The organism is Flavobacterium cerinum, assembly GCF_004028155.1.
GTDB lineage: Bacteria > Bacteroidota > Bacteroidia > Flavobacteriales > Flavobacteriaceae > Flavobacterium > Flavobacterium cerinum.
In genome coordinates, this window is record NZ_SBII01000001.1 from 387,987 (window position 1) to 411,280 (window position 23,294).

The window sequence follows — 23,294 nt, forward strand, 5'->3', positions numbered from 1 at the left end:
TAATAATTACGTAAAGTGCGTATAGTATTACAAAAGTAACAAAAGAACAATTATAAAGGATATTACTTTTTTATAAAAGTCTGAAACGTCATGTCATAAGCATGTTTTTCGTCTTTTGGATGAAAAACTTCTTCAACCATTTTCCATTTAGAAAGATCGATCTCTGGGAAAAAAGCATCGGCTTCCGGAGAAACACCGTGTACGCGCGTTAGCTCAACTTTGTTTGCAGTAGCAATGGATTGATTGTAAATTTCACCACCGCCAATTACAAAGACTTCTTCGTCCTGAGGGCACGCTTTTATCGCTTCTTCAAGGCTGTTTACCACAATACATCCTTCGGCAGTATAATCCTGCTGGCGGGTAATTATAACATGTGTGCGGTTGGGTAATGGTTTTGGAAAGCTTTCAAATGTTTTACGGCCCATAATGATATAATGACCAGTGGTAAGTTGTTTAAAACGTTTAAAGTCATCCGGCAGGTGCCATATCATTTGGTTGTCTTTACCTAAGGCGTTGTTTTCTGCCGCTGCAGCAATAAGGGTAATCGTCATTATGGTGTTGTAGTTGTGGTGGTAGTGTCGTTTTCGTTTTCCAGTTTTTTTTCCAGCTGACCTATACGTCGTTCCTGGCGGGCTACCAGCTTTGAAATTTGTTCCTGTTCCCAGTTTTTATTGATAAAACTTTCGGTAACAAATACTTTTATAAAGTGTAGTACAAACAAGAATCCCCATGCAGTGATAACCCATAGATACCAATCGTCCTGAGGATCTACATCCAGTACTTTATTGATAATATAAAAGAAAACACTGCTGACTAAAAATAATATAAAGTGAAAGTAAACGCGTTTTTTTTGCTTTACTCTTTTTCTGGCATATTCATATAGTTCCTGCTGGTTTGGCTCCATATTGTATTGTTTATAGAATAAAGATAAGGAAAAAACACTGGAATTATTTTTTAAGGATAAAAGAAAAACCAACTCTACTGTAAATAGGGATGCCTTTTATTGTTGCGGGTTTTATGTTAGGCATTTCATCTATAACTCGGCGTACTTCATCCTCATAAATATCTGGAGAACTGCCAAAGAATGTTTCAGGAGTAGTTTTACCATCACTGTCTATAATGAAATAAATACTCATGCCTAATGGGAGGTCTTTACCATGGTTTGGTACGCGGTAATGTTTTTTTAGATAATCGTGTATTTGCCCATTTGTGCAATGAAGCTGTTCTATATAAGTGTTTTTAGTGTAGCATTTTCCACAAATCGGACCTTGATCATAATTTATGTAATCTGGTTGTATGTTTTTCTTGGCAAGTTCTTCAGGTGTAGCAATATGAAATTTCTTCTTTGCTGAGTTTCTTATAAAAGTAAGATTTACAATGTAGGCACTTCTTCGCTCTTTGATTGTAATATCTTTAGGGGTATAAGTAGGTTGATTATTAACCCACTTACTTACAACTGATATTAAATTTTTACTTTCAGATTTTACTTCTGTGTGGTCTGGAATAACATTGCCTTCATCATTGAGAACAAAGAAAACGGATAATGAAAAACACATTTTATTCTTTTCAGGGAGATCGCTGATGATTTCATCATCGACAAGGCTGATGAGATATACCTCAAGTGTTTCTTCAGTAGCCTTTATGGGATCTTTTTCTAAGCAGGATTCCTTGAGGACAGCTGCTCTAATTTTATTTTGCTGTGCAGTTACAGTTGAGCATAAAGTAATAAATGCCAGTATTAGTGAAAAACGAATGAATTGCATAGAAGAAAGATTAAATAGCTACCGCTCCTTTAATATGTGGGTGTGGATCATAGTTTTCCAGGGTAAAATCCTCAAATTTAAAGTCGAGAATGTTTTTAACCTCTGGGTTTAATGTCATTTTAGGAAGCGGTTTTGGTTCACGGCTAAGCTGTAATTCGAGCTGCTCCATGTGGTTGTTGTAAATATGAGCATCACCAAAAGTATGGATAAAATCTCCGGCCTGTAATCCGCAAACCTGAGCGATCATCATGGTAAGTAGGGCATAAGATGCAATATTGAAAGGTACACCTAAAAAGATGTCGGCACTTCTTTGGTACAGTTGGCACGATAGTTTTCCGTCGGCTACATAAAACTGAAAGAATGCATGGCAGGGCGGAAGAGCAACTTTACCGTTTGCAACATTTTCTGCAAACGATTTTGTAGTATCCGGAAGTACACTTGGGTTCCATGCCGATATTAGCATTCTTCGGCTGTTAGGGTTGGTTTTCAGGGTTTCGATAAGTTCTGTGATCTGGTCAATTTCCTTATCATCCCAGTTGCGCCATTGGTGGCCGTAAACCGGGCCAAGGTTGCCGTTTTCGTCAGCCCATTCGTCCCATATTTTTACACCGTTTTCATTTAGGTAGGCAATATTTGTATCGCCATTTAAAAACCAAAGCAGTTCATATATTATAGATTTTAGGTGCAATTTTTTAGTGGTAACCATTGGAAAACCTTCGCTAAGGTCAAAACGCATCTGGTAGCCAAAAACGCTTTTTGTTCCTGTTCCTGTACGGTCACCTTTTTGAGTGCCGTTCTCTAAAACATGCTTTACTAAATCGTGATACTGCTTCATTATATGTTGATTTGTTGATTTGGTTATTTGATCATTCGTGAGCAGAGGCTTCGAATAAGCGAACTAAACAAATACTGAATTAACTCTCTCTTTTTGATATTTCGTCGCGTATTTTTGCGGCCTTTTCATAATCTTCATTTTGCACAGCGCCTTCAAGCATCTCGTGTAATTCCTGTAGATTATAAGCAGAGTAGCCTTCACCCGAAACGGTTTCGATGCCAAAAGTTTCCGGTTCAGAAAGTACATCTTCCGGTTGGTTGATGTTTCCTTCTGCATCTGCTTCAGGGTTTATCTTAAGAAAAATACCTGCCTTATCTAAGATGTTCTTGTAGGTAAAAATAGGTGCATTAAAACGTAACGCCAGTGCAATAGCATCTGATGTACGGGCATCTATAATTTCTTCGATACGATCTCTTTCGCAAATAATACTTGAAAAGAAAACACCGTCTACCAGTTTATGGATGATCACCTGTTTTACGACAATATCAAATCGGTCGGCAAAATTTTTGAAAAGGTCATGGGTAAGCGGCCTAGGCGGTTTTATTTCTTTTTCCAAGGCAATTGCGATAGACTGGGCCTCAAAAGCACCAATAACTATAGGTAATTTCCGTTCTCCGTCTACCTCATTTAGAATCAATGCATACGCTCCATTTTGTGTCTGGCTGTATGAGATTCCTTTTATAGTAAGTTTTACTAAGCTCATATTGGTTCTTCCTGTAATAGAAAAAGGGCTATCTGGGCAAAGATAAAACTATCAATAGCCAGATAGCCCTTTTGTGGGCACAATTTATAATAAAATTATGAGTTTTGAGCCTTAAAGGCTTTAATTTTTTCAGTCAGTTTAGGAACAATATCAAAAGCATCGCCTACAACTCCGTAGTCTGCAACTTTAAAGAAAGGAGCGTCTGCGTCAGAGTTAATTACCACTTTTACTTTTGAAGAGTTGATGCCTGCAATGTGCTGGATTGCTCCCGAAATACCGATTGCAATATATAAGTTAGCGGCTACCGGTTTACCTGTTTGTCCTACGTGCTCAGAGTGAGGTCTCCATCCAAGGTCAGATACCGGCTTAGAGCATGCTGTTGCTGCACCAAGTACTGCTGCAAGATCTTCAAGGATATGCCAGTTTTCAGGACCTTTAAGTCCGCGTCCGCCAGATACTACTATTTCAGCATCAGCGATAGTTACTTTTCCGGTTACTTTTTCAGATGATTCTACTTTTACAGTAAAGTCTGCATCATTTAATGATGGAGCGAAATCTTCCTGGCTAAGGCTTACCGGAGATTCGAATATGCCGTATGAGTTTTTACCAATAGCAAGTACTTTTACATCGGTAGTGATTTCTGTAACACTGAATGCTTTGTTAGAGAAAGCGTGTCTTTTAACCTGGAAAGGAGAAAGACTTACCGGTTGTGCTACTACATTTGAAGCATAACCTGCTTCAAGAGCAACTGCTACAAGCGGAGCGATGTAAAGGCTGTCTGTAGTAGAATTGAATAATACTATTTTAGCACTTTCTTTTTGAGCTGCCTGTTTTATAGCATCAGCAAAAGCTTTAGCGTTAAAAGCAGTTAGCTTGTCAGATTTTACATTAAGTACTTTATCTACACCATACTGTGCTAATGATGAAGTATCTGTAGCGTTTATTGTTAAGGCAGTTACAGATGTACCTGTTTCTGCAGCTATTTTTTTAGCGTATGAAGCAAGCTCGAAAGCTGTTTTTTTGAATTTACCTTCTGCTGATTCAGCATATATTAAGATTGACATGATGTTTTTAATTTAAAGATTAAAAATTGAAAGATTTAAATCTATCGCTTAAATTACTTTAGCTTCGTTGTGTAATAGGTTAACAAGCTCATCAAGGTTGTCTGGGCTTATTAATTTTACTGCCGATTTTGGTGCCGGTTTTTCGAACTTAACAGTTTTTGTAGTGTTTGCTGCAGCTACAGGCTCAAGCACAGTAAGTGCTTTTTGTCTTGCAAGCATGATACCACGCATGTTAGGTATTCTAAGGTCTTTTTCTTCAACAAGTCCTTTTTGTCCACCAATTACTAAAGGTAGTTTTGCGCTTAGTGTTTCTTTACCACCATCTATTTCTCTTACTGCTTTAGCATCAGTACCGGTAATGTCAAGTTTAAGGCAAGAGTTTACAAAGTCATATCCAAGGATACCCGCAAGCATTCCAGGAACCATTCCTCCATTGTAATCTAAAGATTCTTTACCTGCAATTACAAGATCGTAACCACCTGTTTTTACTACTTCGGCAAGTTGTTTTGCAACAAAAAAACCATCAGTAGGAGTTGCGTTTACACGAATTGCTTCGTCTGCACCTATAGCAAGTGCTTTTCTTAGCGTAGCTTCGGCATCAGGGCCTCCTACGTTTACTACAGTTACGGTTGCGCCCGCCTGTTCTTTGAACCATATTGCCCTAGTAAGGCCAAACTCGTCGTTAGGGTTAATTACAAATTGAACACCATTTGTGTCAAACTCGCTATCTCCGTTGATGAAGTTGATTTTTGCAGTAGTATCAGGCACATGGCTGATGCAGACTAATATTTTCATTTTTATAAAGTTATAAAGTTGATTATTTTTCCGTTACGAAAATAATACTTTTATTCAAATAAAAAACTATGCACGCATAACAAATAGTGTTTTTTTAAGGATTTCATCGATAAAATCTGATTATCACAAAAAAGAAGCTTTAAAATCCTGATTATTGCGAATACTGAATGTTTTATCAACAACTTGCCAACAAAGTATTTATTTAAAGAATATAGGGGCATTTAATAATTTTAAATTTTTATTTTTGCCATTCATTAATACGGAAATACAAGTTACATGAGAACGATACAATTTAGAGAAGCAGTTTGCGAGGCAATGAGTGAAGAAATGCGTCGCGACGAAACTATATATTTAATGGGTGAAGAGGTTGCCGAATATAATGGTGCCTATAAAGCCTCTAAAGGAATGCTTGACGAATTTGGCCCAAAAAGGGTTATAGATACTCCAATTGCTGAACTTGGCTTTGCCGGTATAGCTGTAGGAAGTGCAATGAACGGAAACAGACCGATTGTTGAGTTCATGACATTTAACTTTTCACTGGTAGGTATTGACCAGATTATTAACAATGCCGCAAAAATGCGCCAGATGTCTGCCGGACAGTTTAATATGCCAATGGTTTTCCGTGGGCCTACTGCTTCTGCAGGACAACTTGGAGCAACACACTCACAGGCTTTTGAAAACTGGTTTGCAAATACTCCGGGATTAAAAGTAGTAGTGCCATCTACTCCTTATGATTGTAAAGGATTATTAAAATCGGCTATCCGTGATAACGACCCTGTTATCTTTATGGAGTCTGAACAAATGTATGGCGACAAGGGTGAGGTGCCGGACGGAGAATACACTATTCCATTAGGAGTAGCAGATGTTAAACGTGAAGGTACTGATGTTACTATCGTTTCTTTTGGTAAAATATTAAAAGAAGCTTTCATCGCAGCAGACGAACTTGCTAAAGATGGAATTAGCTGTGAGATCGTAGATTTAAGAACAATCCGTCCAATGGACCATGAAACGATTCTTAACTCTGTTAAAAAAACAAACAGATTAGTAGTATTGGAAGAAGCTTGGCCATTTGGCAGCGTAGCTTCAGAGATTACTTACATAGTGCAGGAAAGAGCGTTTGATTACCTTGATGCACCAATTCAAAGGATCACAACTGCTGATACTCCTGCGCCATATTCGCCAAATCTTTTAAAAGAATGGCTTCCAAACGCTGGAGACGTTGTTAAAGCGGTTAAAAAAGTTATGTATAAATAACGAATATCACCTATATTTGAAACTTCATCATACTATTTGATGAAGTTTTTTGTTTTAAGGATATATGAGAAAAAAAATACTGTTTTTTGTTGGGTTATTCCTCGCGTTTTCGGGAGCAGTCCTTGCGCAAACAAAATTGAGCGGAGTAGTAGTAGATAACACTAATATTGCTGTGCCTTATGCTAACGTTTTTTTTAAAAATAGCAGCGAAGGAGTAATAACCGATGAAAACGGAAAATTTTATCTTGAATCTAAAAATACCCATACTGAAGTTGTAATTTCTTTTGTAGGATATGCTCCGGTAGAATTAAAGTTAACTAAGCCGGTTAATCTGGATCTTAAGATTACGCTTAGTGAATCGAACGAATTAAAAGAAATTGTCCTGTACTCTGGGAAAACTTCTAAAAAGAATAATCCAGCTATTGATATTCTGCGAAAAATATGGGAACGCCGACGTAAGAACGGACTCAAAATGTTTAAGCAGTATGAGTATGATAAATACGAAAAAGTAGAATTTGATATGAACAGCATTGATAGTGCTTTCATGAAAAAGAAACTTTTTAAGGGTATGGAATTTATTTTTAAACATGTAGATACCTCTAATGTTACCGGGAAAACGTATCTGCCTATTTTTATTAATGAGGCATTGAGCAATGTATATGGCGACAATGTGGCTAATAGGAAAAAAGAGGTTACTAAGGCTAATAAGAACTCTGGCTTTACAAACAATCAGCAGGTTATTGCTTTTATAAAAGATCTTTATGCAGAGTATGATATTTACGATAATTACCTAAAGTTTTTTGATAAGGATTTTGTAAGCCCGCTTTCACGTACAGGTATTAACGTATATAATTATGTGCTTGCAGATAGTACCTACATTGATAAAAAATGGTGTTACAATATTGTTTTTTATCCAAGACGTAAAGCTGAGCTTACCTTTAAAGGAAACTTTTGGGTAAATGACACCACTTTTGCCATTAAAAAGATAAGTATGGCGGCCAGTAAGGGCGCAAATATTAACTGGGTAAAAGATATTTATATAGAGCAGGAGTTTGATGTTTTAAACGACTCGGTGTTTTTGCTGAAGCGTGACCATATGATGTCTGACTTTGCCTTAAATAAAAAAGAAGATTCTAAAGGAGTGTATGGTAAAAGGACAACGCTTTTTAGGGATTATAAATTTAATATTAAAAAACCCGACGAGTTTTATACTAAAGAAGTAAACCTCTATCAGGATGAGGTGTATTCGCGATCCGATGATTACTGGGATGAAAATCGTTTTGAATCACTAAATTCAGATGAACGGGGTGTTTATAAAATGCTCGACACGCTTAAAACAGTTGCTAAATTTAAGCGACTCTACAATGTTGCAGCTACCCTCGGCAGCGGTTATTATCAAATTGATAACTTTGATTACGGACCCATATTTTCTTCTTTTGGATATAATGATGTTGAAGGGATACGTTTGCGAACAGGTGGGCGTACTTACTTTGGGCAAAACGACCCATGGAGGATAGAAGGCTATACGGCTTATGGCTTTAAAGATAATAAGTTTAAATACGGCATATCCGGTAAATGGATGGTTAATAAAAAGAACCGTATTATTCTTGCGGCAGGTAATAGACGCGATGTAGAGCAGATAGGTGTAAGTCTTACAGCTACAAGTGATGTACTGGGCAGGAGTTTTGCATCGTCGGCATTATTTGCCAGCGGAGATAACAGTAAACTTACCAATGTAAATTTCAGTACGTTTTCGGCAGAGATAGAACCCGTAAAGAATCTTGTTTTTAAAACAAGCTTTAATTACCGTACATTACGATCGGCATTTCCAACATTTATAATGGATTATTATGTTGATCCGAACGATTACTCTAAAGGAACCAAAGCCGATATAAAGCAGTATGAGTATGGATTTATGGTAGATTATACCCCAGGCAGAAGAACTATTGGTTATGGTGTTGAGCGTTCTGATGTAGATCTTAATTACGCCAGGCTGTATCTTAATTACTCCCAGGGTATAAAAGGTTTATTTAGCAGTGATTTCGATTATCAAAAACTTCAGTTTTACTATCGTCAGCCAGTATTGGTAGGAGGTTTTGGTAGGTTGTTCGCGACATTAGAAGCCGGAAAAATATTTGGAGATGTACCATTGGGCCTTATGGGAATAGTACCGGGTAACCAGTCTTATTTCATTATAGAAAACACGTACAATCTGATGAATTATTATGAATTTGTAGCCGACGAATATGTGTCGCTGCATTTTGAACATAATTTTAATGGAAGATTATTCTCAAGAATTCCCGGAATCAGAAATTTAAACTTAAGAGAAATTATAGGAATAAAAGGAGTTTATGGTACAGTGTCTGATGGTAACAGAAGGTTAAATGCATCCAGTATTACCTATCGTGCTCCTGAAGATGTTTACTGGGAATACCATGCAGGTATAGGGAATATCTTTAAAGTATTCAGGATCGATTTTGCATGGAGAGGAAGTTATCTCGATTTGCCGGACGCGAATAAATTTACAGTTAAAGGCTCATTTGGCTTTCATTTCTAAAAATTTTAAGATTCATAAAAAAAATGTAAATTCGTACTATATAATCCCCCACATTTCTTGATATGAAAAAGTACATTTCCGGATTGTTTTTGCTGCTGATACTTACAGCATGCAATACCAAAAATGATGGTAATGAGAAAAAGACAGATACAGATTATTTTGAGGACGTTGCAGGAACTGCTCAAAATGGAAAGTATACTGTTTTGAATCCTGATATTCTTAAAATAAAATGGGAAACCAATCTGAAGAAAGAGCTAATGCCTTTGAATGATGTAGAGTTAACCGATTTTGAAATAATTAAGGGTAAAACAGAAGGAGATGCGGTAGAAGATTATTATATGATAATCTCTAAAACGGCTAATGAATTTACAAAAGTAGCCGCGTTGTTAGAACTTAAAGATGGTACATTTTATTTTAAAAGGCGAGAGGGAGGAAGTGTAAAAAGCTATCAGACTATAATATGCAGAGGTAAAATTCAAACTGCCTGTAAGCCTGCTGTAAGAATCAATGAAGGCTTAATGGATCTTGTTTGTTCTTCTAATGTTGATTGTGAAAAAATTGATTGTGAAATATATTAATTAATTATTTTCTAATAATTAACACACTTTTAATGTCATTGTTTTTCTAAATGTTATATTTTAGTTTCCCGATAACCAAAACCAATCACCATGAAAAAAGTTTTTTTAAAAAGTCTAACCTGCCTTTTATTTTTGGCAACACTGATTTCTTGCAGTTCTGATAGCGTGACTCAGGAAACATCAAATAAGTCAGTAAATAATAGTATTAATAAAAAATCAGGGAGCATTTGGGAAGGTGTGATAGGGGTTGAGCGTAATGGTGAATATGTAATTACTGCTGATCAGGATGCCCTGATGTCTTATTTTGAATATTTACTAAAAGAAGAAGGTGATATTGTTGAGTTCGATGAAATAAAAATTGTAAAACAAACAGCAACAAATGATCCTGCAAATACAGCTTATATGTTAATAGCATCAAGCGGAAAAACTGGAGGAGGCCTGCCTGAAGCGGTTAATATAGCTGTAATTCTTACTAAAGGTATTAATGGATTTTATCTTGGTGCAGGTTTAGAGGTAGGAGATCCAATTACGGTAACAAGCTGCAGGGGATGTTCGTATGGGTGCAACCTTAGGTACTATACTATTGGTAAAAATCAGGTGCCTTATTGTGACGAAAATGGATGTTCTCGTTACAGCTGTGTTAAAAGAGAAAGACCTTTGTAGTAAAAAAATATGAATCATTCTATAGTTAGAAGGATTGACAATTAAAATAAAAAAATCCCGATTGCATCAGTAGTCGGGATTTTTTATTTTTTTATACCCTCATAAATAAGTTAGCTTATATGAACAATACAATTCCATTTTTAATAAAACAGGATAAAGTGTTTTCGTTAATCCTTGATGAATATGGTGTCCCGGGTTTTTTGACTCGTCCTCAGGGATTTGAAAGTATGTGCGGAATAATATTAGAACAACAGGTGTCTCTGGAATCTGCAAGAGCCTCATTTAATAAGATCAAAGCTATTATTGTGGATTTTATACCTGAGAATATAATTGAGGTTACAGAAGAAGAATTTAGAAGTTGTGGAGTGAGCCGTCAAAAAACGACATACCTTCGGGTACTGGCTGAAGCGGTTCTGGGTGGAGTTGTAGATTTCGAGAGTTTTAAAAATAAGGATACTGAACAGGTAAGGAAAGAGCTTATTCAGGTGAAAGGTATTGGTAACTGGACGATAGATATTTATTTAATGTTTAGTCTTCAGTCTCCGGATGTACTGCCTTTAGGTGATATAGGAATCTTATCTGCCATTAAGGATTTGTGGGGATTCACAGCGATGGATCAGATTATTGAACATTCACAACTTTGGAAACCATACAGGACAACAGCTGCTTTTTTTCTATGGCATTACTATCTTGAAAAGCGGGGAAGGAAATTTCCTCATTAAGTTTTTGTAAACTGCTTGTTTGGCTATGTTTTTTAATAGGGTAAAGCTTTGCATAACAGTATTTTTATCTTACTTTTGCACCCGCTTAATACGAAACAAAAGATAAAGAAAAAGATGACTGCAGCAAAATTAAATTCGTTTGATGTACTTATAGAGATTCCTAAAGGGAGCAGAAACAAATATGAATATGACTTTCAATTAAAGAAAATACGTTACGACAGAATGCTTTTCTCGTCTATGATGTATCCTGCTGATTATGGTTTTATTCCTGAAACTCTTGCATTAGACGGTGATCCGTTGGATGTATTGGTACTGGTTACAGAGCCTACATTTCCTGGATGTGTTATGGAAGTAAAACCAATTGGTGTTTTCCATATGGCAGACGAAAAAGGACCGGACGAAAAAATTATATGTGTACCGGTATCTGACCCGGTATGGAACCAACTTAACGATCTTAACGAGATGAATCCTCACTTGTTAAAAGAAATTGAGCACTTTTTTCAAGTGTACAAAGACCTTGAAAACAAAAAAGTTGACGTTGAAGGATGGGGAGATGTAAACGAAGCGCGCGAAATTATTGAGCAGTGTGTAGACCGTTTTGCAGCAATAGAAAATAAGCCTGAAGAATTGTTCAGCATTCGATAAGCTATTTCATAAAATTATGATTTTAAAAAGCAACATTCTGTTAAAGAGTGTTGCTTTTTTTAGTTTGGTTTTGTTACATTTACAATATTAACAACAAACCAAAACTTTATTTATGGATTCAATAATGATTTACGTGCCATTAGTAATGGCCGTTTTGGGATTGCTTTTTATGGCAGTCAAAAGATCATGGGTATTAAAACAGGATGCCGGGGATGGAAAAATGAAGGAAATATCGGATCATATTTATGAAGGCGCCCTGGCCTTTCTTAAAGCAGAATATAGATTACTAACTATTTTTGTTATTATAGCGAGTATCGCACTTGCCGGTATCGCTTACATCGTCCCTACCACACACATGCTAATTGTGGTTGCCTTTATCTTTGGGGCATTTTTTTCGGCACTTGCCGGAAACATGGGGATGAAAATTGCAACTAAAACAAATGTAAGGACCACACAGGCTGCAAGAACAAGTTTGCCTCAGGCATTAAAAGTTTCTTTTGGCGGTGGTACTGTTATGGGGCTTGGTGTTGCCGGTCTTGCAGTATTAGGCCTTACATCTTTCTTTATATTTTTCTTTCATTACTTTATGGGCGGCGTTTGGACAAATGCTGCTGATATGACTATTGTATTAGAAACGCTTGCGGGCTTTTCGCTTGGAGCAGAATCTATTGCATTGTTTGCACGTGTAGGTGGCGGTATTTATACCAAAGCTGCCGATGTAGGTGCAGACCTTGTAGGTAAAGTTGAAGCGGGTATTCCTGAAGATGACCCACGTAATCCTGCTACTATTGCAGATAACGTAGGGGATAACGTAGGGGATGTTGCCGGTATGGGTGCCGACCTTTTTGGGTCGTATGTAGCAACCGTATTAGCGGCGATGGTACTGGGCAATTATGTGTTAAGGGATATTATAATTAATAATCCGGGTTTTACTGATGCCTTTGGAGGTATAGGGCCAATTTTACTACCAATGGCTATTGCAGGTTTTGGTATTTTGTTCTCGATAATAGGAACCTTAATGGTAAAAATTAAAGATAACAATGCAAAAGAAGCTCAGGTTCAGGGTGCTTTGAATGTAGGGAACTGGGTATCGATCGTATTGGTTGCTATTTCTTCTTATTTTTTAATTCAATACATGCTGCCAGCAACCATGAAGATGGAATTTTATGGCGAAGCAGCTAAAGATATATCATCAATGAGGGTGTTTTATGCAGCACTTGTAGGTCTTGTTGTAGGTGGAGTTATTTCATCGGTTACAGAGTATTATACAGGACTGGGTAAAAAACCGATTTTAGCGATTGTTCAGAAATCGAGTACCGGTGCAGGAACTAACATCATTGCTGGTCTTGCAACGGGTATGATTTCTACATTTCCAACAATTTTATTATTTGCAGCAGCGATTTGGTCGTCTTATGCTTTTGCAGGATTTTATGGAGTAGCACTTGCTGCTTCGGCCATGATGGCTACTACTGCAATGCAGTTGGCAATTGATGCTTTCGGACCAATATCGGATAATGCAGGAGGTATTGCCGAAATGAGCGAACTGCCTAAAGAAGTGCGTACCCGTACAGATATTTTAGACTCGGTAGGTAATACTACTGCTGCTACCGGAAAAGGTTTTGCTATTGCTTCGGCAGCATTAACGTCTCTGGCATTATTTGCTGCTTATGTAACCTTTACAGGAATAGATGGTATTAATATTTTTAAAGCTCCGGTACTGGCTATGCTGTTTGTGGGAGGTATGATACCTGTGGTGTTCTCGGCTCTGGCAATGAACTCGGTTGGTAAAGCAGCGATGGACATGGTGTATGAAGTAAGAAGACAGTTTCGTGAAATACCGGGAATTATGGAAGGAACTGGTAAACCTGAGTATGGTAAATGTGTTGAGATCTCTACAAAAGCAGCTTTAAGAGAAATGATGCTTCCGGGAGTATTGACTATAGGTTTCCCAATAGCAATTGTACTTTTAGGGATGCTTATTTATCCGGATAATAATCAACTGGTAGCAGAGATGCTTGGAGGATATATGGCTGGTGTTACTGTGTCAGGTGTATTATGGGCAGTGTTCCAGAATAATGCAGGAGGTGCATGGGATAATGCCAAAAAATCTTTTGAGGCTGGTGTAATGATCAACGGCGAGATGACCTATAAAGGGTCTGATGCACATAAAGCGGCTGTAACAGGCGATACAGTGGGTGATCCGTTCAAAGATACATCAGGGCCGTCAATGAACATCCTGATCAAGCTTACGTGTCTTATCGGGCTTGTAATAGCGCCTATATTGGGCGGACATGTTACCGAAGCACCAATTATTACAAATGTACAGGCAGCAACTGTTATAGAAAAACCTATAGTAACTGCACAAGAGTCGAGTACAGAAATATCTATTGAGCGTCAAAAAAATGGAGATGGTAAAATAACAGCTACTGTTACGATCTCGACTAAAACAGATCTCGAAGAATTAAAAACAGAACAAAAAGTTTTTGAAGGTACAGAGGCTGAAGTGAATGCTCAGATCGATGCTTTTAAAAAGAAATAATATTTTTGATAAACAAAAATGCCCTCACTTTAAGTGAGGGCATTTTTTATTGGACTATGTTTTCATTATTTGCATGGCAGATTAAAATAATCCGTTAAGTTCTGCATTAATACGGTTAATGATGTCACCAAGATCTTCCGGATTGTCTACAAAATTCACCTTGTCTACATCTACAATAAGCAGTTTGCCTTTGTCATATCCCTGTACCCATGCTTCATAACGCTCGTTAAGGCGGCTCAGATAATCTATAGAAATGGTGTTTTCATAGTCGCGTCCGCGTTTGTGAATTTGCTTTACCAGGTTAGGTATTGAACTGCGAAGGTAAATAAGCAGATCCGGGGCACCTACAAAACCTTCCATCATATCAAAAAGTGCTTTGTAATTATTAAAATCACGATTTGCCATAAGTCCCATTGCATGAAGGTTGGGCGCAAAAATATGCGAATCTTCATAAATGGTCCTGTCCTGAATAATGTTCTTACCGCTTTCACGAATTTGCATTACCTGACTAAAACGTGTATTAAGGAAATAGATCTGAAGGTTAAATGACCAACGCTCCATCTGATGATAAAAATCATCGAGATAAGGGTTGTCTACTACATCTTCATAATGGGGTTCCCACTTAAAATGTTTGGCTAATAATCCTGTAAGAGTCGTTTTTCCGGCACCTATATTTCCTGCTACAGCTATATGCATTATTTGGATAAAATTATTTTATACGTGTTAATTTCAGAGTCTGTAAAAATAGACAAAATTTGGGCTGTATAATGAAAGCTCTGAAAGCTTTTTTCAACCAAAGCAATTGGTTTTTGTGTTTGCGTTTCTAAGTTATACAGATAAAGAGCGTTACCTTTTTTTATTAAAGCCTCACTTGACGTGAGCAATTGTATCTGGTCGTATTCAGGAATAATTCCCAGAAAACCTACATTTCCAAAGAGGTTAACCATGAAGCATTTATTAGAAGTGTCTATCCAATAGAAATAGTTATAATCACTTTGATAGTACTTAATGTTATCTGAAAAAGGAGGTGTTATGGTCTTGAAATTCTTCTGAATTAAATCATAAAGGCCTAATTGCTGCGTTGTAATGTCGTATATCCACAAACGGTTTTGAGAGGCTAGTCCTATAGCCTCAGTAATGAGTGGTTGCGGTACATTAGAAAAATTAATGCGGGTTGTTTCATTAAGCTGATTATCCAGAAGCACAGCTGTATTAAACTTTCGGTAAAAAAGAATAATCTGAAGTGGATTTTGAAGGTCTGCTTTATAAATTTCACCCAGAGAAACACTTTTGTAACGCATGGTTTTGTTGTCTTTCTCTTTGCGAAATTCGTTTTCTACGATGGTGTATTTCCATCCAAAAGCGTCGGTACCCACATAGCGTTGAGGTCCCGCCAAAGCATTGGAAAGAAGTTTAACCGGAATAGAAGGTTCCTGTGCTGATAATGAAGCATAGCACAGTGTCAGAAAAAGGAACAATAGTTGTTTCATATTGATAGCCAAAGTACAAAAAATAGCCCAACGCTAAAATTTATTATGGCAAAGCACTATTAATTTTAAGCTATTAAATAGTAGTATAACATATTGTTAACACTTGCTTATATTTGAATCTTCAATAGACAAAAAAGTAAGCATAGTGAATGGATTGTCTTAATTTTTAAAATAAACATAAAACGAAGTAACAAAACAGGACTCATGTAGTCTTACTTGTATAAAACGACCTAATTTACATAATACCTATAATACAATGAAAAATACTTTAATCTGTTTCTTTGCAGTTTTGTTATCTACTGCTGCACTTCAGGCTCAGAATTTTCAGGGCATGGCTGTATATGAATCTAAAACAAGCCTGGGTGATATGATGCCAAAACTTGACAGCAAGGATATCACACCGGATATGAAAAAGATGATAGAAGAGCGTATGAAGCAAATGTTTGAAAAAACGTTTATTCTGAATTTTGATAAAACCAGTTCTATATATCAGGAAGAAGAAAAATTAGGCACCCCCGGAGGTGATAATGGTATGCGAATGATGTCGTCTTTTATGGGCGGCGGCGGTAAGCAGTATAAAAATATTAAAGATAAAAGCCTGCTTATAGAAAAGGAAATGTTTGGGAAAGAATTTTTAATTACTGATTCCCTTACACAGATAAAATGGAAAATGGAAAGCGAAACGAAAAAGATCGGTAACTATACCTGTTATAAGGCAACAGCATCCATACCGGTAGATCAGTCAAATCTTTTAAACTATAAACCTAAAAAGGGTGCAGAAGAGGAGATGAAGAAAAAAAGTGAATCGGAACAAAGATCGACCAACTTTATGGATATGGTTGAAATGCCAAAAGAGAAAACTATTACTGCCTGGTATACGCCGGATATACCTGTAAGCCAGGGGCCTGAAAATTACTGGGGTCTTCCGGGACTTATTCTTGAAGTAAGTGATGATAAAACAACATTGCTTTGTTCTAAAGTGGTAATTAACCCTAAAGAAAAAGTTGAGATTAAAGCACCTAAAAAAGGCGAGAAGGTTTCCCAGGCTGAGTTCGCTAAGATCATGGCAAAAAAAATGCAGGAAATGCAGGAAATGGGCGGTGGTGGCCGTGGAGGCAGAATGAGGATTGGAGGTTAAACCTGTTTATAATTATCTATTTTAATTCAATGACACATGGGCAAAACTGTTTTTTTAGTTAAGTAACTATAAAAATAGTTTTATAACGATTTTTTTAGTTTATTTGCGTAGTCTAAAAACTAATCATTATGAAAAAATATGTTATTTATGTAGCTTTATTAGCTGTGTTTTCGGGGCGTGCACAAGATTTTCAAGGCATAGCCACTTATGAGTCTAAAACCCAAATGGGAGAATTTGAGGCAGAGGGAGGTAATATAACCCCAGAAATTGCGGCAATGGTTAAAGAGCAATTATCTAAATCGTTTGAGAAAAAATACACGCTGCGTTTTAATAAAACAGCTTCTATTTACGATGAAGAAAAACAGCTTTCAAACGGAGGAGGAGGAGGAATGGATATGCAGATAAATTTTGCAGGTGGAGGAAAGCAATATAAAAATTTAAAGGATAAGGTTTTTATAACTGAAACTGAAATTTATGATAAAGAGTTCCTTATTAAAGATTCATTATCAAAACTGGAATGGAAGCTGGAAAATGAGACAAAAAAGATAGGTAATTACACTTGTTATAAGGCTACTATAAAGATTGATAAAAAACCGGACACACCTGATGAAGATGGTAAAGCCGCCAAAGCGATAAATATATTGGGTGCTACGAATAAAGATATAATTATTACCGCATGGTATACGCCTGAGATACCTGTAAGCCAGGGGCCGGGGGAATATTGGGGACTACCGGGACTAATACTTGAAGTAAACGATGGTTCTACCTCGGTGTTATGTTCTAAGATAGTATTAAATCCTAAAGAAAAGATCGAAATAACTGTTCCTAAAAAAGGGAAAAAAGTAACTCAGACAGAATTTGCCAAGATATTAGAAGAAAAGACCAATGACATGATGAAGATGGAAGAAGGTGGGTCTGACGATAATAAAATGATAATTAAAATTGGAGGATAACCTTTACTAACAACACTAACACATTCATGAAGAATTTTGTAATTGCCCTACTATTACTTACCTCTGTTTTTTCTTATTCTCAAAATATAAGAATGGAAGGTGTTTTAAAAGATTCTACCGGAACATCTCTTGAAATGGCCAATGTTATGGCTGTGAATAAGAATACAAATGCAATGGACTCCTATGCTATTACAAATGAGGCAGGAAAATACCAACTGTCTTTAAAAGCAAATACTGCTTATATAATAAAGGCAAGTTATATTGGCTACATGCCTTTTGAAACTACCGTTACTACAGGGGCAGAGAATATTATAAAAAATATAGTTTTAAAGCAGGGTATTGAACTTAAAGAACTGGAGATCGTTCACGAAATGCCGGTTACGATTAAGGGAGATACAATTGTTTATAATTCTGACTCATTTACTAATGGTACCGAGCGTAAGCTGGGGGATGTACTTAGAAAACTACCGGGTGTTGAGGTTGATAAAGACGGAGGTATAAAGGTAGAAGGTAAGTCGGTTTCTAAATTAATGGTAGAGGGCAAGGATTTTTTTGATGGCGATACTAAGCTCGGTGTGCAAAACATTCCTGCCGATGCGGTGAGCAAGGTAGAAGTATTGCGCAATTATAATGAAGTGAGCCAGCTTAAAGGTGTTGAGAATAATGAAGATAATGTTGCCATGAACATTAAGCTCAAAGATGGTAAAAAGAACTTTTGGTTTGGTGATATGAGTGCAGGAGCAAGTATAGGTGAAGGCGAACGTTATATTGTGAATCCAAAAATATTTTATTACAATCCAAAATACAGCTTAAACCTTATTGGTAATTTTAATAATACAGGAGAACTGCCGCTTACTATGCAGGACTATTTTAAATTTACCGGTGGTTTTCGTAATATGATGCGTAAAGGGGGTACAAGTTTTAATGTAGGATCTAATGATCTTGGACTTTCACTTATGCGTAATAACAGAGCCAAAGAAATCGAAACAAAATTTGGAGCCGGTAACTTTAGTTATAATCCGATACCAACATTAACACTAAGTGGATTTGCTATTATTAATTCGAGCAGGACGGCTATGGAAACAAAGAGCCGTAATGTATTGCTTGATCCTATTACCGGAGAACCGCAAACAATACAGGATACAGAGGACACATCAGAGCAGAAAAGTGAATTTGCCTTATTTAAGTTGAGCTCCAGCTATAAGCCGAGTAAGAGTTTACAGCTTGATTATGATGCTTTCATGAAAACATCAAATCAGGAGGAAGGCAATGCATTACTGTCGTCAGTTATGCCCGAAACAAGCCAGAGTCAGGATATTTATACGCGCAAAAAGCAAAAGCCATTTTCGTTCAATCAGAATTTAAATTTGTATTATACTCTTAATGATAAAAATGTATTTGCTTTTGCTGCGCAGCATCTTTATCAGGACGAAGATCCTTTGTATAATGCCAATTTAGCTAATAATCCGTTTCCTAATATACCCGGAGCAGATCCTTCGCTGGGGTTGGGACTTGAACCGGCATCAAGGTATGATATTTCGCAAAAGCGTTTTATAAAAACTAATAAAGCAGATGCTAAACTGGATTATTATTACATGCTTACATCAAAGAGTAATATTAATGTTACTTTAGGAAATACGTATTCATACCAGAATTTTAACTCAGGCATTTTCCAAATGCTGGATGATAGCTCTAAGAACAGTCTTAATGACAACACTGATAATAATGTAGATTATGTTTTTAATGATGTGTTTTTAGGTGTTCATTACAGATTCATTACCGGTAAATTTGAGTTTAATCCCGGAGTAAGTCTGCACCGTTACGATACCAATAACGAGCAGTTAGGCAGTAAAGTAGAAAACAATTTTTTTAGGGTCCTGCCGGATGTATTTGCTCAGTTCCAGATTAAAAAAGCGGAAAGGCTTACCTATAATTACTCTATGACGACTGATTTTACTAACGTGAGCAGTTTTGCACAAGGATTAGTGCTTAACAGCTATAAGTCACTTTTTCAGGGTAACAGAGATTTAAAGAATGGTTTGTATCAAAACCACTCATTGAATTATTTTAAATACAATATGTTTAATTTTACTCAGATATATGGTGCTGTAAACTACAGCCATAGGATGGATGCGATTAAAAACCTTTCGGCATTTAACGGTATCAATCAGATAGGGACTTTGGAGAATTCTCATTTTGCCGATGAAAACCTTTCGGGATCGGTAGGATATAACAGAAGTTTTGCCCGTTTCTATAAAGCATCTGTTGGAGCTAATCTTACCTGGAGTAAATTTAATAACTTTAGGCTTGATATGGCTAATTTAGGCGAGCCGGTAACTATAGCAAACTCTATAAGACAGGTTAACGAACAGTTCAATCAGAATTATACAGTTAGCCTTGCTACAAACTATAAGAACCTGCCTAACCTAGAAGTAGGCTACGAGATGAGTATTAATGACTATGCGAATAATAAGTTTTATAACCACAGGCCATTTGCTAATTTCAACTTCTTCTTTTGGGATGCTTTTACGATCAATGCTGATTATGAATACAATCATTATTATAACGATAGTAAGACATCAGATAATGAATATGATTTCCTGAGTGCCGATATAATGTATCGTAAAAAAGACAGCCACTGGGAGTTTAAGGTAGGTGGAACAAACTTACTTAATACTACTTCGCTTAATGATGACAGCTTTAATCAGTTCTCTACTTATACATCACGTTACAGGGTACAGCCAAGGTATTTGCTGCTAACAATTAAGTACAATCTATAAAATAATTGTAATCGTTATTAAAGGTTATAATGTAAGAAAAATAATAAAAAGGCTGTTTTTGGACAGCCTTTTTATGTAGTTAAACTAGAACCTGTCAAATCCTGATTAACAATTAAAAATAAGTTTTATTTTTAGCCTGAACTGTAAAATCTGCTTGTTTAAAGAGCAGGTATTGTTGAAGATTAATCTGATTATTCTTAGATGGATAAAGTCATAAAATGTATTCCTTATATTGTCATTCTCTGTCTTATACTCGCTATTTGGTATATTGGTGATGGTGATTACTCTAATGTTTTTATTGCAACACTCTGCGCATCGGTTATTTTTATGCTTACTGCGAGTGTGTATATTGTTAGGGTACGCTTAGGTAAAACTATGATGGATGCCGAAAATTATATTATTGTGATGGTTGGGGCTGGAATACTAACGTTTACAGTGCTTTATGCGAGTTTAGAAAGCCTTTTCCCATAACAATTTATAGATATATTTTATATTAAGTCCTTTATCTATAGATAAAGGCTATATTTGATGAAGTAACTTAAAATTATAATTATGTCATCAGATATACAGCTCAAAACCAGTCAATTCAATTCATTAGCATTTGATATCAGGGTAAGCCACCTTGATTTTTTTAGAGGTAAAACATTATCAAAAGTTTTTAAAATAACGAGAGATGATAAGAATTTACCAATGCTTTCTTTTGCTAGAGGAATAGTTCCTGAAGATATTAAAGAAAAGCTAAATGCTGCATTTAAAAGTATATTCGTATAGACTACAATGTCTTATTGAATGTTTATTATAAGTTGAGGTATTGCTATTTAAATATTTTTGATAGCAGTATTTCTATTTTTTTTCGGATCATTATTGGTATTTCTTTCCTGTAATTAATCCCGGATACATGGATGGAAATATAGGGACTGCACTCTTGTGCCAGTTTAGTTCCCTGAAGCACATCATGATTTTCTTTCTGAATATCAAGCAATCCTGATTTAAATTCTACAAACTTGTCGTGTAAAATACTTTCTTCATTTACAATCTTCATAATTCAAGGTGTTTAGGGTTACTTAAATATAAACATCACTTTATAGCAAGAGTGTTAATGTATAGGTAATTGTTATTGTATTTAACTTATGAATGTGATTGTAACGAATAATTTTTTAAAGCACGAGCAAAAAAAAGAGGATATTGCTATCCTCTTCTAATTTGTATATTGTGGGGTTTTTAAATCCCGAAAGCACTTTTTACTTTATCTACATAGTCAAGTTTTTCCCATGTAAATAATTCTACTGTTATCTGTTTCTCTTCACCGTTTGGCGATCTGAACGTTTTAGTAACTGTTTCAGGTGTACGGCCCATGTGTCCGTAAGCAGCTGTTTCACTATAAATAGGGTTTCTAAGCTTAAGTCGCTGCTCAATAAAGTAAGGACGCATATCAAATAGTTCTTCTACTTTTTTGGCAATTTCACCATCGGTAAGGTTAAGTTTAGATGTACCATAAGTATTAATGTAAATACCCATTGGTTTAGCTACTCCAATAGCATAAGATACCTGTACAAGGATCTCTTCGGCTACGCCTGCAGCAACAAGATTTTTAGCAATGTGACGTGTTGCATAAGCAGCACTACGGTCTACTTTACTAGGATCTTTACCAGAGAAAGCACCGCCACCGTGAGCACCTTTACCGCCATAAGTGTCTACAATAATTTTTCTTCCGGTAAGACCAGTATCCCCATGAGGGCCGCCTATAACAAATTTTCCGGTAGGGTTAATGTGGTACTGTATACGGTCGTTAAAAAGATGAGCATAAGCCGGGTTCTTTTCTACAACTCTTGGAATTAAGATCTCTAGAATGTCTTTTTTGATTTTCGCTAACATAGTAGGCTCATCATCAAAATCATCATGTTGTGTAGAAATCACAATAGCGTCGATACGCACAGGTTTATTGTTGTCATCATACTCTAGCGTTACCTGAGATTTTGCATCCGGGCGCAGGTAAGATATGTCTGAATTTTCGCGGCGCAAAGCAGCAAGTTCCTGCAATAGTTTGTGAGACAGGTCAAGTGCTAGTGGCATGTAGGCTTCTGTTTCGTTAGTTGCATAACCAAACATCATTCCCTGGTCGCCTGCACCCTGATCTTCTTTATTAGACCTGTCTACGCCCTGGTTAATATCCTGTGACTGTTCGTGTATAGCAGAAAGCACACCACAAGAATTAGCTTCGAACATATATTCGCTCTTGGTGTACCCAATTTTTCTGATAACATCACGTGCTATCTGCTGTACATCAAGATATATTTTAGATTTTACTTCACCTGCAAGAATCACCTGCCCTGTAGTTACTAACGTTTCACAGGCTACCTTCGACTCAGGGTCGAAAGCTAGGAAGTTATCAATTAATGCATCGGAAATCTGGTCAGCAACTTTGTCAGGATGTCCTTCGCTCACTGACTCTGACGTAAATAAATATGCCATAAATAGTATTAATTAAGCGAGGAAAAGATTGCAGAAAGCTAAAGGGGAGTAGACCTGCTTTAGCATTTTTTAATGAGGTTGCAATCAGTACAAATTTTTCCTCTCAATTTTTATTGGGTACAAAGGTATAAAACGAAATCCGAATAAAAAAAGTACGAATAGATTTTAATTATTATGCATGCATAAAAAAAATAAAAGATTGAGAGTGCCTGAAAATGAAAATGTTAAATTTAAAAATTTCTTTGGTCATGTCGAAAATAGTTAAGAAGTTTGCAGCATAAAGATCGAGAAAAAATGAATTTTAATATTTGTCATACGTATTTTACAATGTGGAAATTTTCCG

The 23,294-nt window shown here is 36.4% G+C and carries 23 protein-coding genes; 12 read left to right on the top strand and 11 right to left on the bottom strand.

Features of this window, described 5'->3' with window-relative positions:
- Positions 1 to 62: 62 nt before the first annotated feature.
- The 7 genes from EPI11_RS01765 to EPI11_RS01795 all read right to left on the bottom strand — a co-directional run bounded on the left by EPI11_RS01765 (position 63) and on the right by EPI11_RS01795 (position 5,160).
- Positions 63 to 551, bottom strand: coding sequence for a dihydrofolate reductase (locus tag EPI11_RS01765; RefSeq protein ID WP_128388234.1), 489 nt, complete (start codon positions 549 to 551; stop codon positions 63 to 65).
- The gene (locus EPI11_RS01770; RefSeq protein WP_128388235.1) at positions 551 to 904 is read right to left on the bottom strand and encodes a 2TM domain-containing protein; all 354 of its coding nucleotides are present in this window, start codon (positions 902 to 904) and stop codon (positions 551 to 553) included. Before EPI11_RS01770 ends, EPI11_RS01765 begins: the two co-directional genes overlap by 1 nt.
- Before the next feature lie 43 nt (positions 905 to 947).
- Positions 948 to 1,763 carry a hypothetical protein gene (locus EPI11_RS01775; protein ID WP_128388236.1) on the bottom strand — a complete coding sequence of 272 codons (816 nt, stop codon included), beginning with the start codon at positions 1,761 to 1,763 and terminating at the stop codon, positions 948 to 950.
- A 10-nt stretch (positions 1,764 to 1,773) separates the two neighbouring features.
- Positions 1,774 to 2,598 (bottom strand): thymidylate synthase, encoded by an 825-nt coding sequence (locus EPI11_RS01780; RefSeq protein ID WP_128388237.1) that lies wholly within the window; start codon positions 2,596 to 2,598, stop codon positions 1,774 to 1,776.
- A 79-nt stretch (positions 2,599 to 2,677) separates the two neighbouring features.
- Positions 2,678 to 3,301, bottom strand: a complete 624-nt coding sequence (locus tag EPI11_RS01785; RefSeq protein ID WP_128388238.1) for a bifunctional nuclease family protein — start codon at positions 3,299 to 3,301, stop codon at positions 2,678 to 2,680.
- Positions 3,302 to 3,396: 95 nt separating this feature from the next.
- Positions 3,397 to 4,365 carry an electron transfer flavoprotein subunit alpha/FixB family protein gene (locus tag EPI11_RS01790; protein ID WP_128388239.1) on the bottom strand — a complete coding sequence of 323 codons (969 nt, stop codon included), beginning with the start codon at positions 4,363 to 4,365 and terminating at the stop codon, positions 3,397 to 3,399.
- Positions 4,366 to 4,413: 48 nt separating this feature from the next.
- Complete coding sequence (locus EPI11_RS01795) at positions 4,414 to 5,160, bottom strand: electron transfer flavoprotein subunit beta/FixA family protein (RefSeq protein WP_128388240.1); 747 nt, start codon at positions 5,158 to 5,160, stop codon at positions 4,414 to 4,416.
- 276 nt (positions 5,161 to 5,436) lie between these two features.
- Here EPI11_RS01795 and EPI11_RS01800 point away from each other — a divergent pair, with 276 nt between their 5' ends.
- From EPI11_RS01800 to EPI11_RS01830, 7 genes are all read left to right on the top strand, one after another.
- Positions 5,437 to 6,414, top strand: a complete 978-nt coding sequence (locus tag EPI11_RS01800) for a pyruvate dehydrogenase complex E1 component subunit beta (RefSeq protein WP_128388241.1) — start codon at positions 5,437 to 5,439, stop codon at positions 6,412 to 6,414.
- A 64-nt stretch (positions 6,415 to 6,478) separates the two neighbouring features.
- Positions 6,479 to 8,971 carry a DUF5686 and carboxypeptidase-like regulatory domain-containing protein gene (locus EPI11_RS01805; protein ID WP_128388242.1) on the top strand — a complete coding sequence of 831 codons (2,493 nt, stop codon included), beginning with the start codon at positions 6,479 to 6,481 and terminating at the stop codon, positions 8,969 to 8,971.
- Positions 8,972 to 9,033: 62 nt separating this feature from the next.
- Positions 9,034 to 9,549, top strand: coding sequence for a lipoprotein (locus EPI11_RS01810; RefSeq protein ID WP_128388243.1), 516 nt, complete (start codon positions 9,034 to 9,036; stop codon positions 9,547 to 9,549).
- A gap of 90 nt (positions 9,550 to 9,639) precedes the next feature.
- Positions 9,640 to 10,212 (top strand): hypothetical protein, encoded by a 573-nt coding sequence (locus EPI11_RS01815; protein ID WP_128388244.1) that lies wholly within the window; start codon positions 9,640 to 9,642, stop codon positions 10,210 to 10,212.
- Positions 10,213 to 10,331: 119 nt separating this feature from the next.
- Complete coding sequence (locus EPI11_RS01820) at positions 10,332 to 10,934, top strand: DNA-3-methyladenine glycosylase family protein (RefSeq protein WP_128388245.1); 603 nt, start codon at positions 10,332 to 10,334, stop codon at positions 10,932 to 10,934.
- Positions 10,935 to 11,048: 114 nt separating this feature from the next.
- The gene (locus tag EPI11_RS01825; protein ID WP_128388246.1) at positions 11,049 to 11,579 is read left to right on the top strand and encodes an inorganic diphosphatase; all 531 of its coding nucleotides are present in this window, start codon (positions 11,049 to 11,051) and stop codon (positions 11,577 to 11,579) included.
- Between the two features lie 112 nt (positions 11,580 to 11,691).
- Complete coding sequence (locus EPI11_RS01830; RefSeq protein WP_128388247.1) at positions 11,692 to 14,118, top strand: sodium-translocating pyrophosphatase; 2,427 nt, start codon at positions 11,692 to 11,694, stop codon at positions 14,116 to 14,118.
- Positions 14,119 to 14,199: 81 nt separating this feature from the next.
- On the opposite strand, the gene EPI11_RS01835 is transcribed toward EPI11_RS01830, so the two are convergent.
- Both EPI11_RS01835 and EPI11_RS01840 read right to left on the bottom strand, forming a co-directional pair.
- A complete protein-coding gene (locus tag EPI11_RS01835; RefSeq protein ID WP_128388248.1) occupies positions 14,200 to 14,814 on the bottom strand; it encodes a deoxynucleoside kinase in 615 nt (204 codons plus the stop codon).
- Positions 14,814 to 15,608, bottom strand: coding sequence for a hypothetical protein (locus tag EPI11_RS01840; RefSeq protein WP_128388249.1), 795 nt, complete (start codon positions 15,606 to 15,608; stop codon positions 14,814 to 14,816). Before EPI11_RS01840 ends, EPI11_RS01835 begins: the two co-directional genes overlap by 1 nt.
- A 256-nt stretch (positions 15,609 to 15,864) precedes the next feature.
- Between EPI11_RS01840 and EPI11_RS01845 the strand changes: the two genes are divergently transcribed.
- The 5 genes from EPI11_RS01845 (at position 15,865) to EPI11_RS01865 (ending at position 21,250) form a co-directional block, all read left to right on the top strand.
- Positions 15,865 to 16,746 (top strand): GLPGLI family protein, encoded by an 882-nt coding sequence (locus EPI11_RS01845; protein WP_128388250.1) that lies wholly within the window; start codon positions 15,865 to 15,867, stop codon positions 16,744 to 16,746.
- A 128-nt stretch (positions 16,747 to 16,874) separates the two neighbouring features.
- Positions 16,875 to 17,699 carry a GLPGLI family protein gene (locus tag EPI11_RS01850; protein ID WP_128388251.1) on the top strand — a complete coding sequence of 275 codons (825 nt, stop codon included), beginning with the start codon at positions 16,875 to 16,877 and terminating at the stop codon, positions 17,697 to 17,699.
- Positions 17,700 to 17,725: 26 nt separating this feature from the next.
- Positions 17,726 to 20,479: a TonB-dependent receptor gene (locus tag EPI11_RS01855; protein ID WP_128388252.1), complete on the top strand. Its 2,754-nt coding sequence runs from the start codon at positions 17,726 to 17,728 to the stop codon at positions 20,477 to 20,479.
- Positions 20,480 to 20,680: 201 nt separating this feature from the next.
- Positions 20,681 to 20,950 carry a hypothetical protein gene (locus EPI11_RS01860; protein WP_128388253.1) on the top strand — a complete coding sequence of 90 codons (270 nt, stop codon included), beginning with the start codon at positions 20,681 to 20,683 and terminating at the stop codon, positions 20,948 to 20,950.
- Positions 20,951 to 21,031: 81 nt separating this feature from the next.
- Complete coding sequence (locus EPI11_RS01865) at positions 21,032 to 21,250, top strand: hypothetical protein (RefSeq protein WP_128388254.1); 219 nt, start codon at positions 21,032 to 21,034, stop codon at positions 21,248 to 21,250.
- A gap of 43 nt (positions 21,251 to 21,293) precedes the next feature.
- Here the strand turns inward: EPI11_RS01865 and EPI11_RS01870 are convergent, their stop codons facing one another.
- Positions 21,294 to 21,521, bottom strand: coding sequence for a hypothetical protein (locus EPI11_RS01870; protein WP_128388255.1), 228 nt, complete (start codon positions 21,519 to 21,521; stop codon positions 21,294 to 21,296).
- Positions 21,522 to 21,700: 179 nt separating this feature from the next.
- A complete protein-coding gene (gene metK / locus EPI11_RS01875; RefSeq protein WP_128388256.1) occupies positions 21,701 to 22,951 on the bottom strand; it encodes a methionine adenosyltransferase in 1,251 nt (416 codons plus the stop codon).
- Between the last annotated feature and the right edge of the window lie 343 nt (positions 22,952 to 23,294).

What these genes read in the sequence shown, in the direction of transcription:
- EPI11_RS01860 (WP_128388253.1), top strand. Translation starts at nt 20,681, where the DNA reads ATGGATAAAGTCATAAAATGTATTCCTTATATTGTCATTCTCTGTCTT.
- EPI11_RS01765 (WP_128388234.1), bottom strand. Translation starts at nt 551, where the DNA reads ATGACGATTACCCTTATTGCTGCAGCGGCAGAAAACAACGCCTTAGGT.
- EPI11_RS01820 (WP_128388245.1), top strand. Translation starts at nt 10,332, where the DNA reads ATGAACAATACAATTCCATTTTTAATAAAACAGGATAAAGTGTTTTCG.
- EPI11_RS01790 (WP_128388239.1), bottom strand. Translation starts at nt 4,365, where the DNA reads ATGTCAATCTTAATATATGCTGAATCAGCAGAAGGTAAATTCAAAAAA.
- EPI11_RS01775 (WP_128388236.1), bottom strand. Translation starts at nt 1,763, where the DNA reads ATGCAATTCATTCGTTTTTCACTAATACTGGCATTTATTACTTTATGC.
- EPI11_RS01815 (WP_128388244.1), top strand. Translation starts at nt 9,640, where the DNA reads ATGAAAAAAGTTTTTTTAAAAAGTCTAACCTGCCTTTTATTTTTGGCA.
- EPI11_RS01785 (WP_128388238.1), bottom strand. Translation starts at nt 3,301, where the DNA reads ATGAGCTTAGTAAAACTTACTATAAAAGGAATCTCATACAGCCAGACA.
- EPI11_RS01835 (WP_128388248.1), bottom strand. Translation starts at nt 14,814, where the DNA reads ATGCATATAGCTGTAGCAGGAAATATAGGTGCCGGAAAAACGACTCTT.
- EPI11_RS01770 (WP_128388235.1), bottom strand. Translation starts at nt 904, where the DNA reads ATGGAGCCAAACCAGCAGGAACTATATGAATATGCCAGAAAAAGAGTA.
- EPI11_RS01810 (WP_128388243.1), top strand. Translation starts at nt 9,034, where the DNA reads ATGAAAAAGTACATTTCCGGATTGTTTTTGCTGCTGATACTTACAGCA.
- metK (WP_128388256.1), bottom strand. Translation starts at nt 22,951, where the DNA reads ATGGCATATTTATTTACGTCAGAGTCAGTGAGCGAAGGACATCCTGAC.
- EPI11_RS01780 (WP_128388237.1), bottom strand. Translation starts at nt 2,598, where the DNA reads ATGAAGCAGTATCACGATTTAGTAAAGCATGTTTTAGAGAACGGCACT.
- EPI11_RS01830 (WP_128388247.1), top strand. Translation starts at nt 11,692, where the DNA reads ATGGATTCAATAATGATTTACGTGCCATTAGTAATGGCCGTTTTGGGA.
- EPI11_RS01825 (WP_128388246.1), top strand. Translation starts at nt 11,049, where the DNA reads ATGACTGCAGCAAAATTAAATTCGTTTGATGTACTTATAGAGATTCCT.
- EPI11_RS01795 (WP_128388240.1), bottom strand. Translation starts at nt 5,160, where the DNA reads ATGAAAATATTAGTCTGCATCAGCCATGTGCCTGATACTACTGCAAAA.
- EPI11_RS01855 (WP_128388252.1), top strand. Translation starts at nt 17,726, where the DNA reads ATGAAGAATTTTGTAATTGCCCTACTATTACTTACCTCTGTTTTTTCT.
- EPI11_RS01865 (WP_128388254.1), top strand. Translation starts at nt 21,032, where the DNA reads ATGTCATCAGATATACAGCTCAAAACCAGTCAATTCAATTCATTAGCA.
- EPI11_RS01845 (WP_128388250.1), top strand. Translation starts at nt 15,865, where the DNA reads ATGAAAAATACTTTAATCTGTTTCTTTGCAGTTTTGTTATCTACTGCT.
- EPI11_RS01840 (WP_128388249.1), bottom strand. Translation starts at nt 15,608, where the DNA reads ATGAAACAACTATTGTTCCTTTTTCTGACACTGTGCTATGCTTCATTA.
- EPI11_RS01850 (WP_128388251.1), top strand. Translation starts at nt 16,875, where the DNA reads ATGAAAAAATATGTTATTTATGTAGCTTTATTAGCTGTGTTTTCGGGG.
- EPI11_RS01800 (WP_128388241.1), top strand. Translation starts at nt 5,437, where the DNA reads ATGAGAACGATACAATTTAGAGAAGCAGTTTGCGAGGCAATGAGTGAA.
- EPI11_RS01805 (WP_128388242.1), top strand. Translation starts at nt 6,479, where the DNA reads ATGAGAAAAAAAATACTGTTTTTTGTTGGGTTATTCCTCGCGTTTTCG.
- EPI11_RS01870 (WP_128388255.1), bottom strand. Translation starts at nt 21,521, where the DNA reads ATGAAGATTGTAAATGAAGAAAGTATTTTACACGACAAGTTTGTAGAA.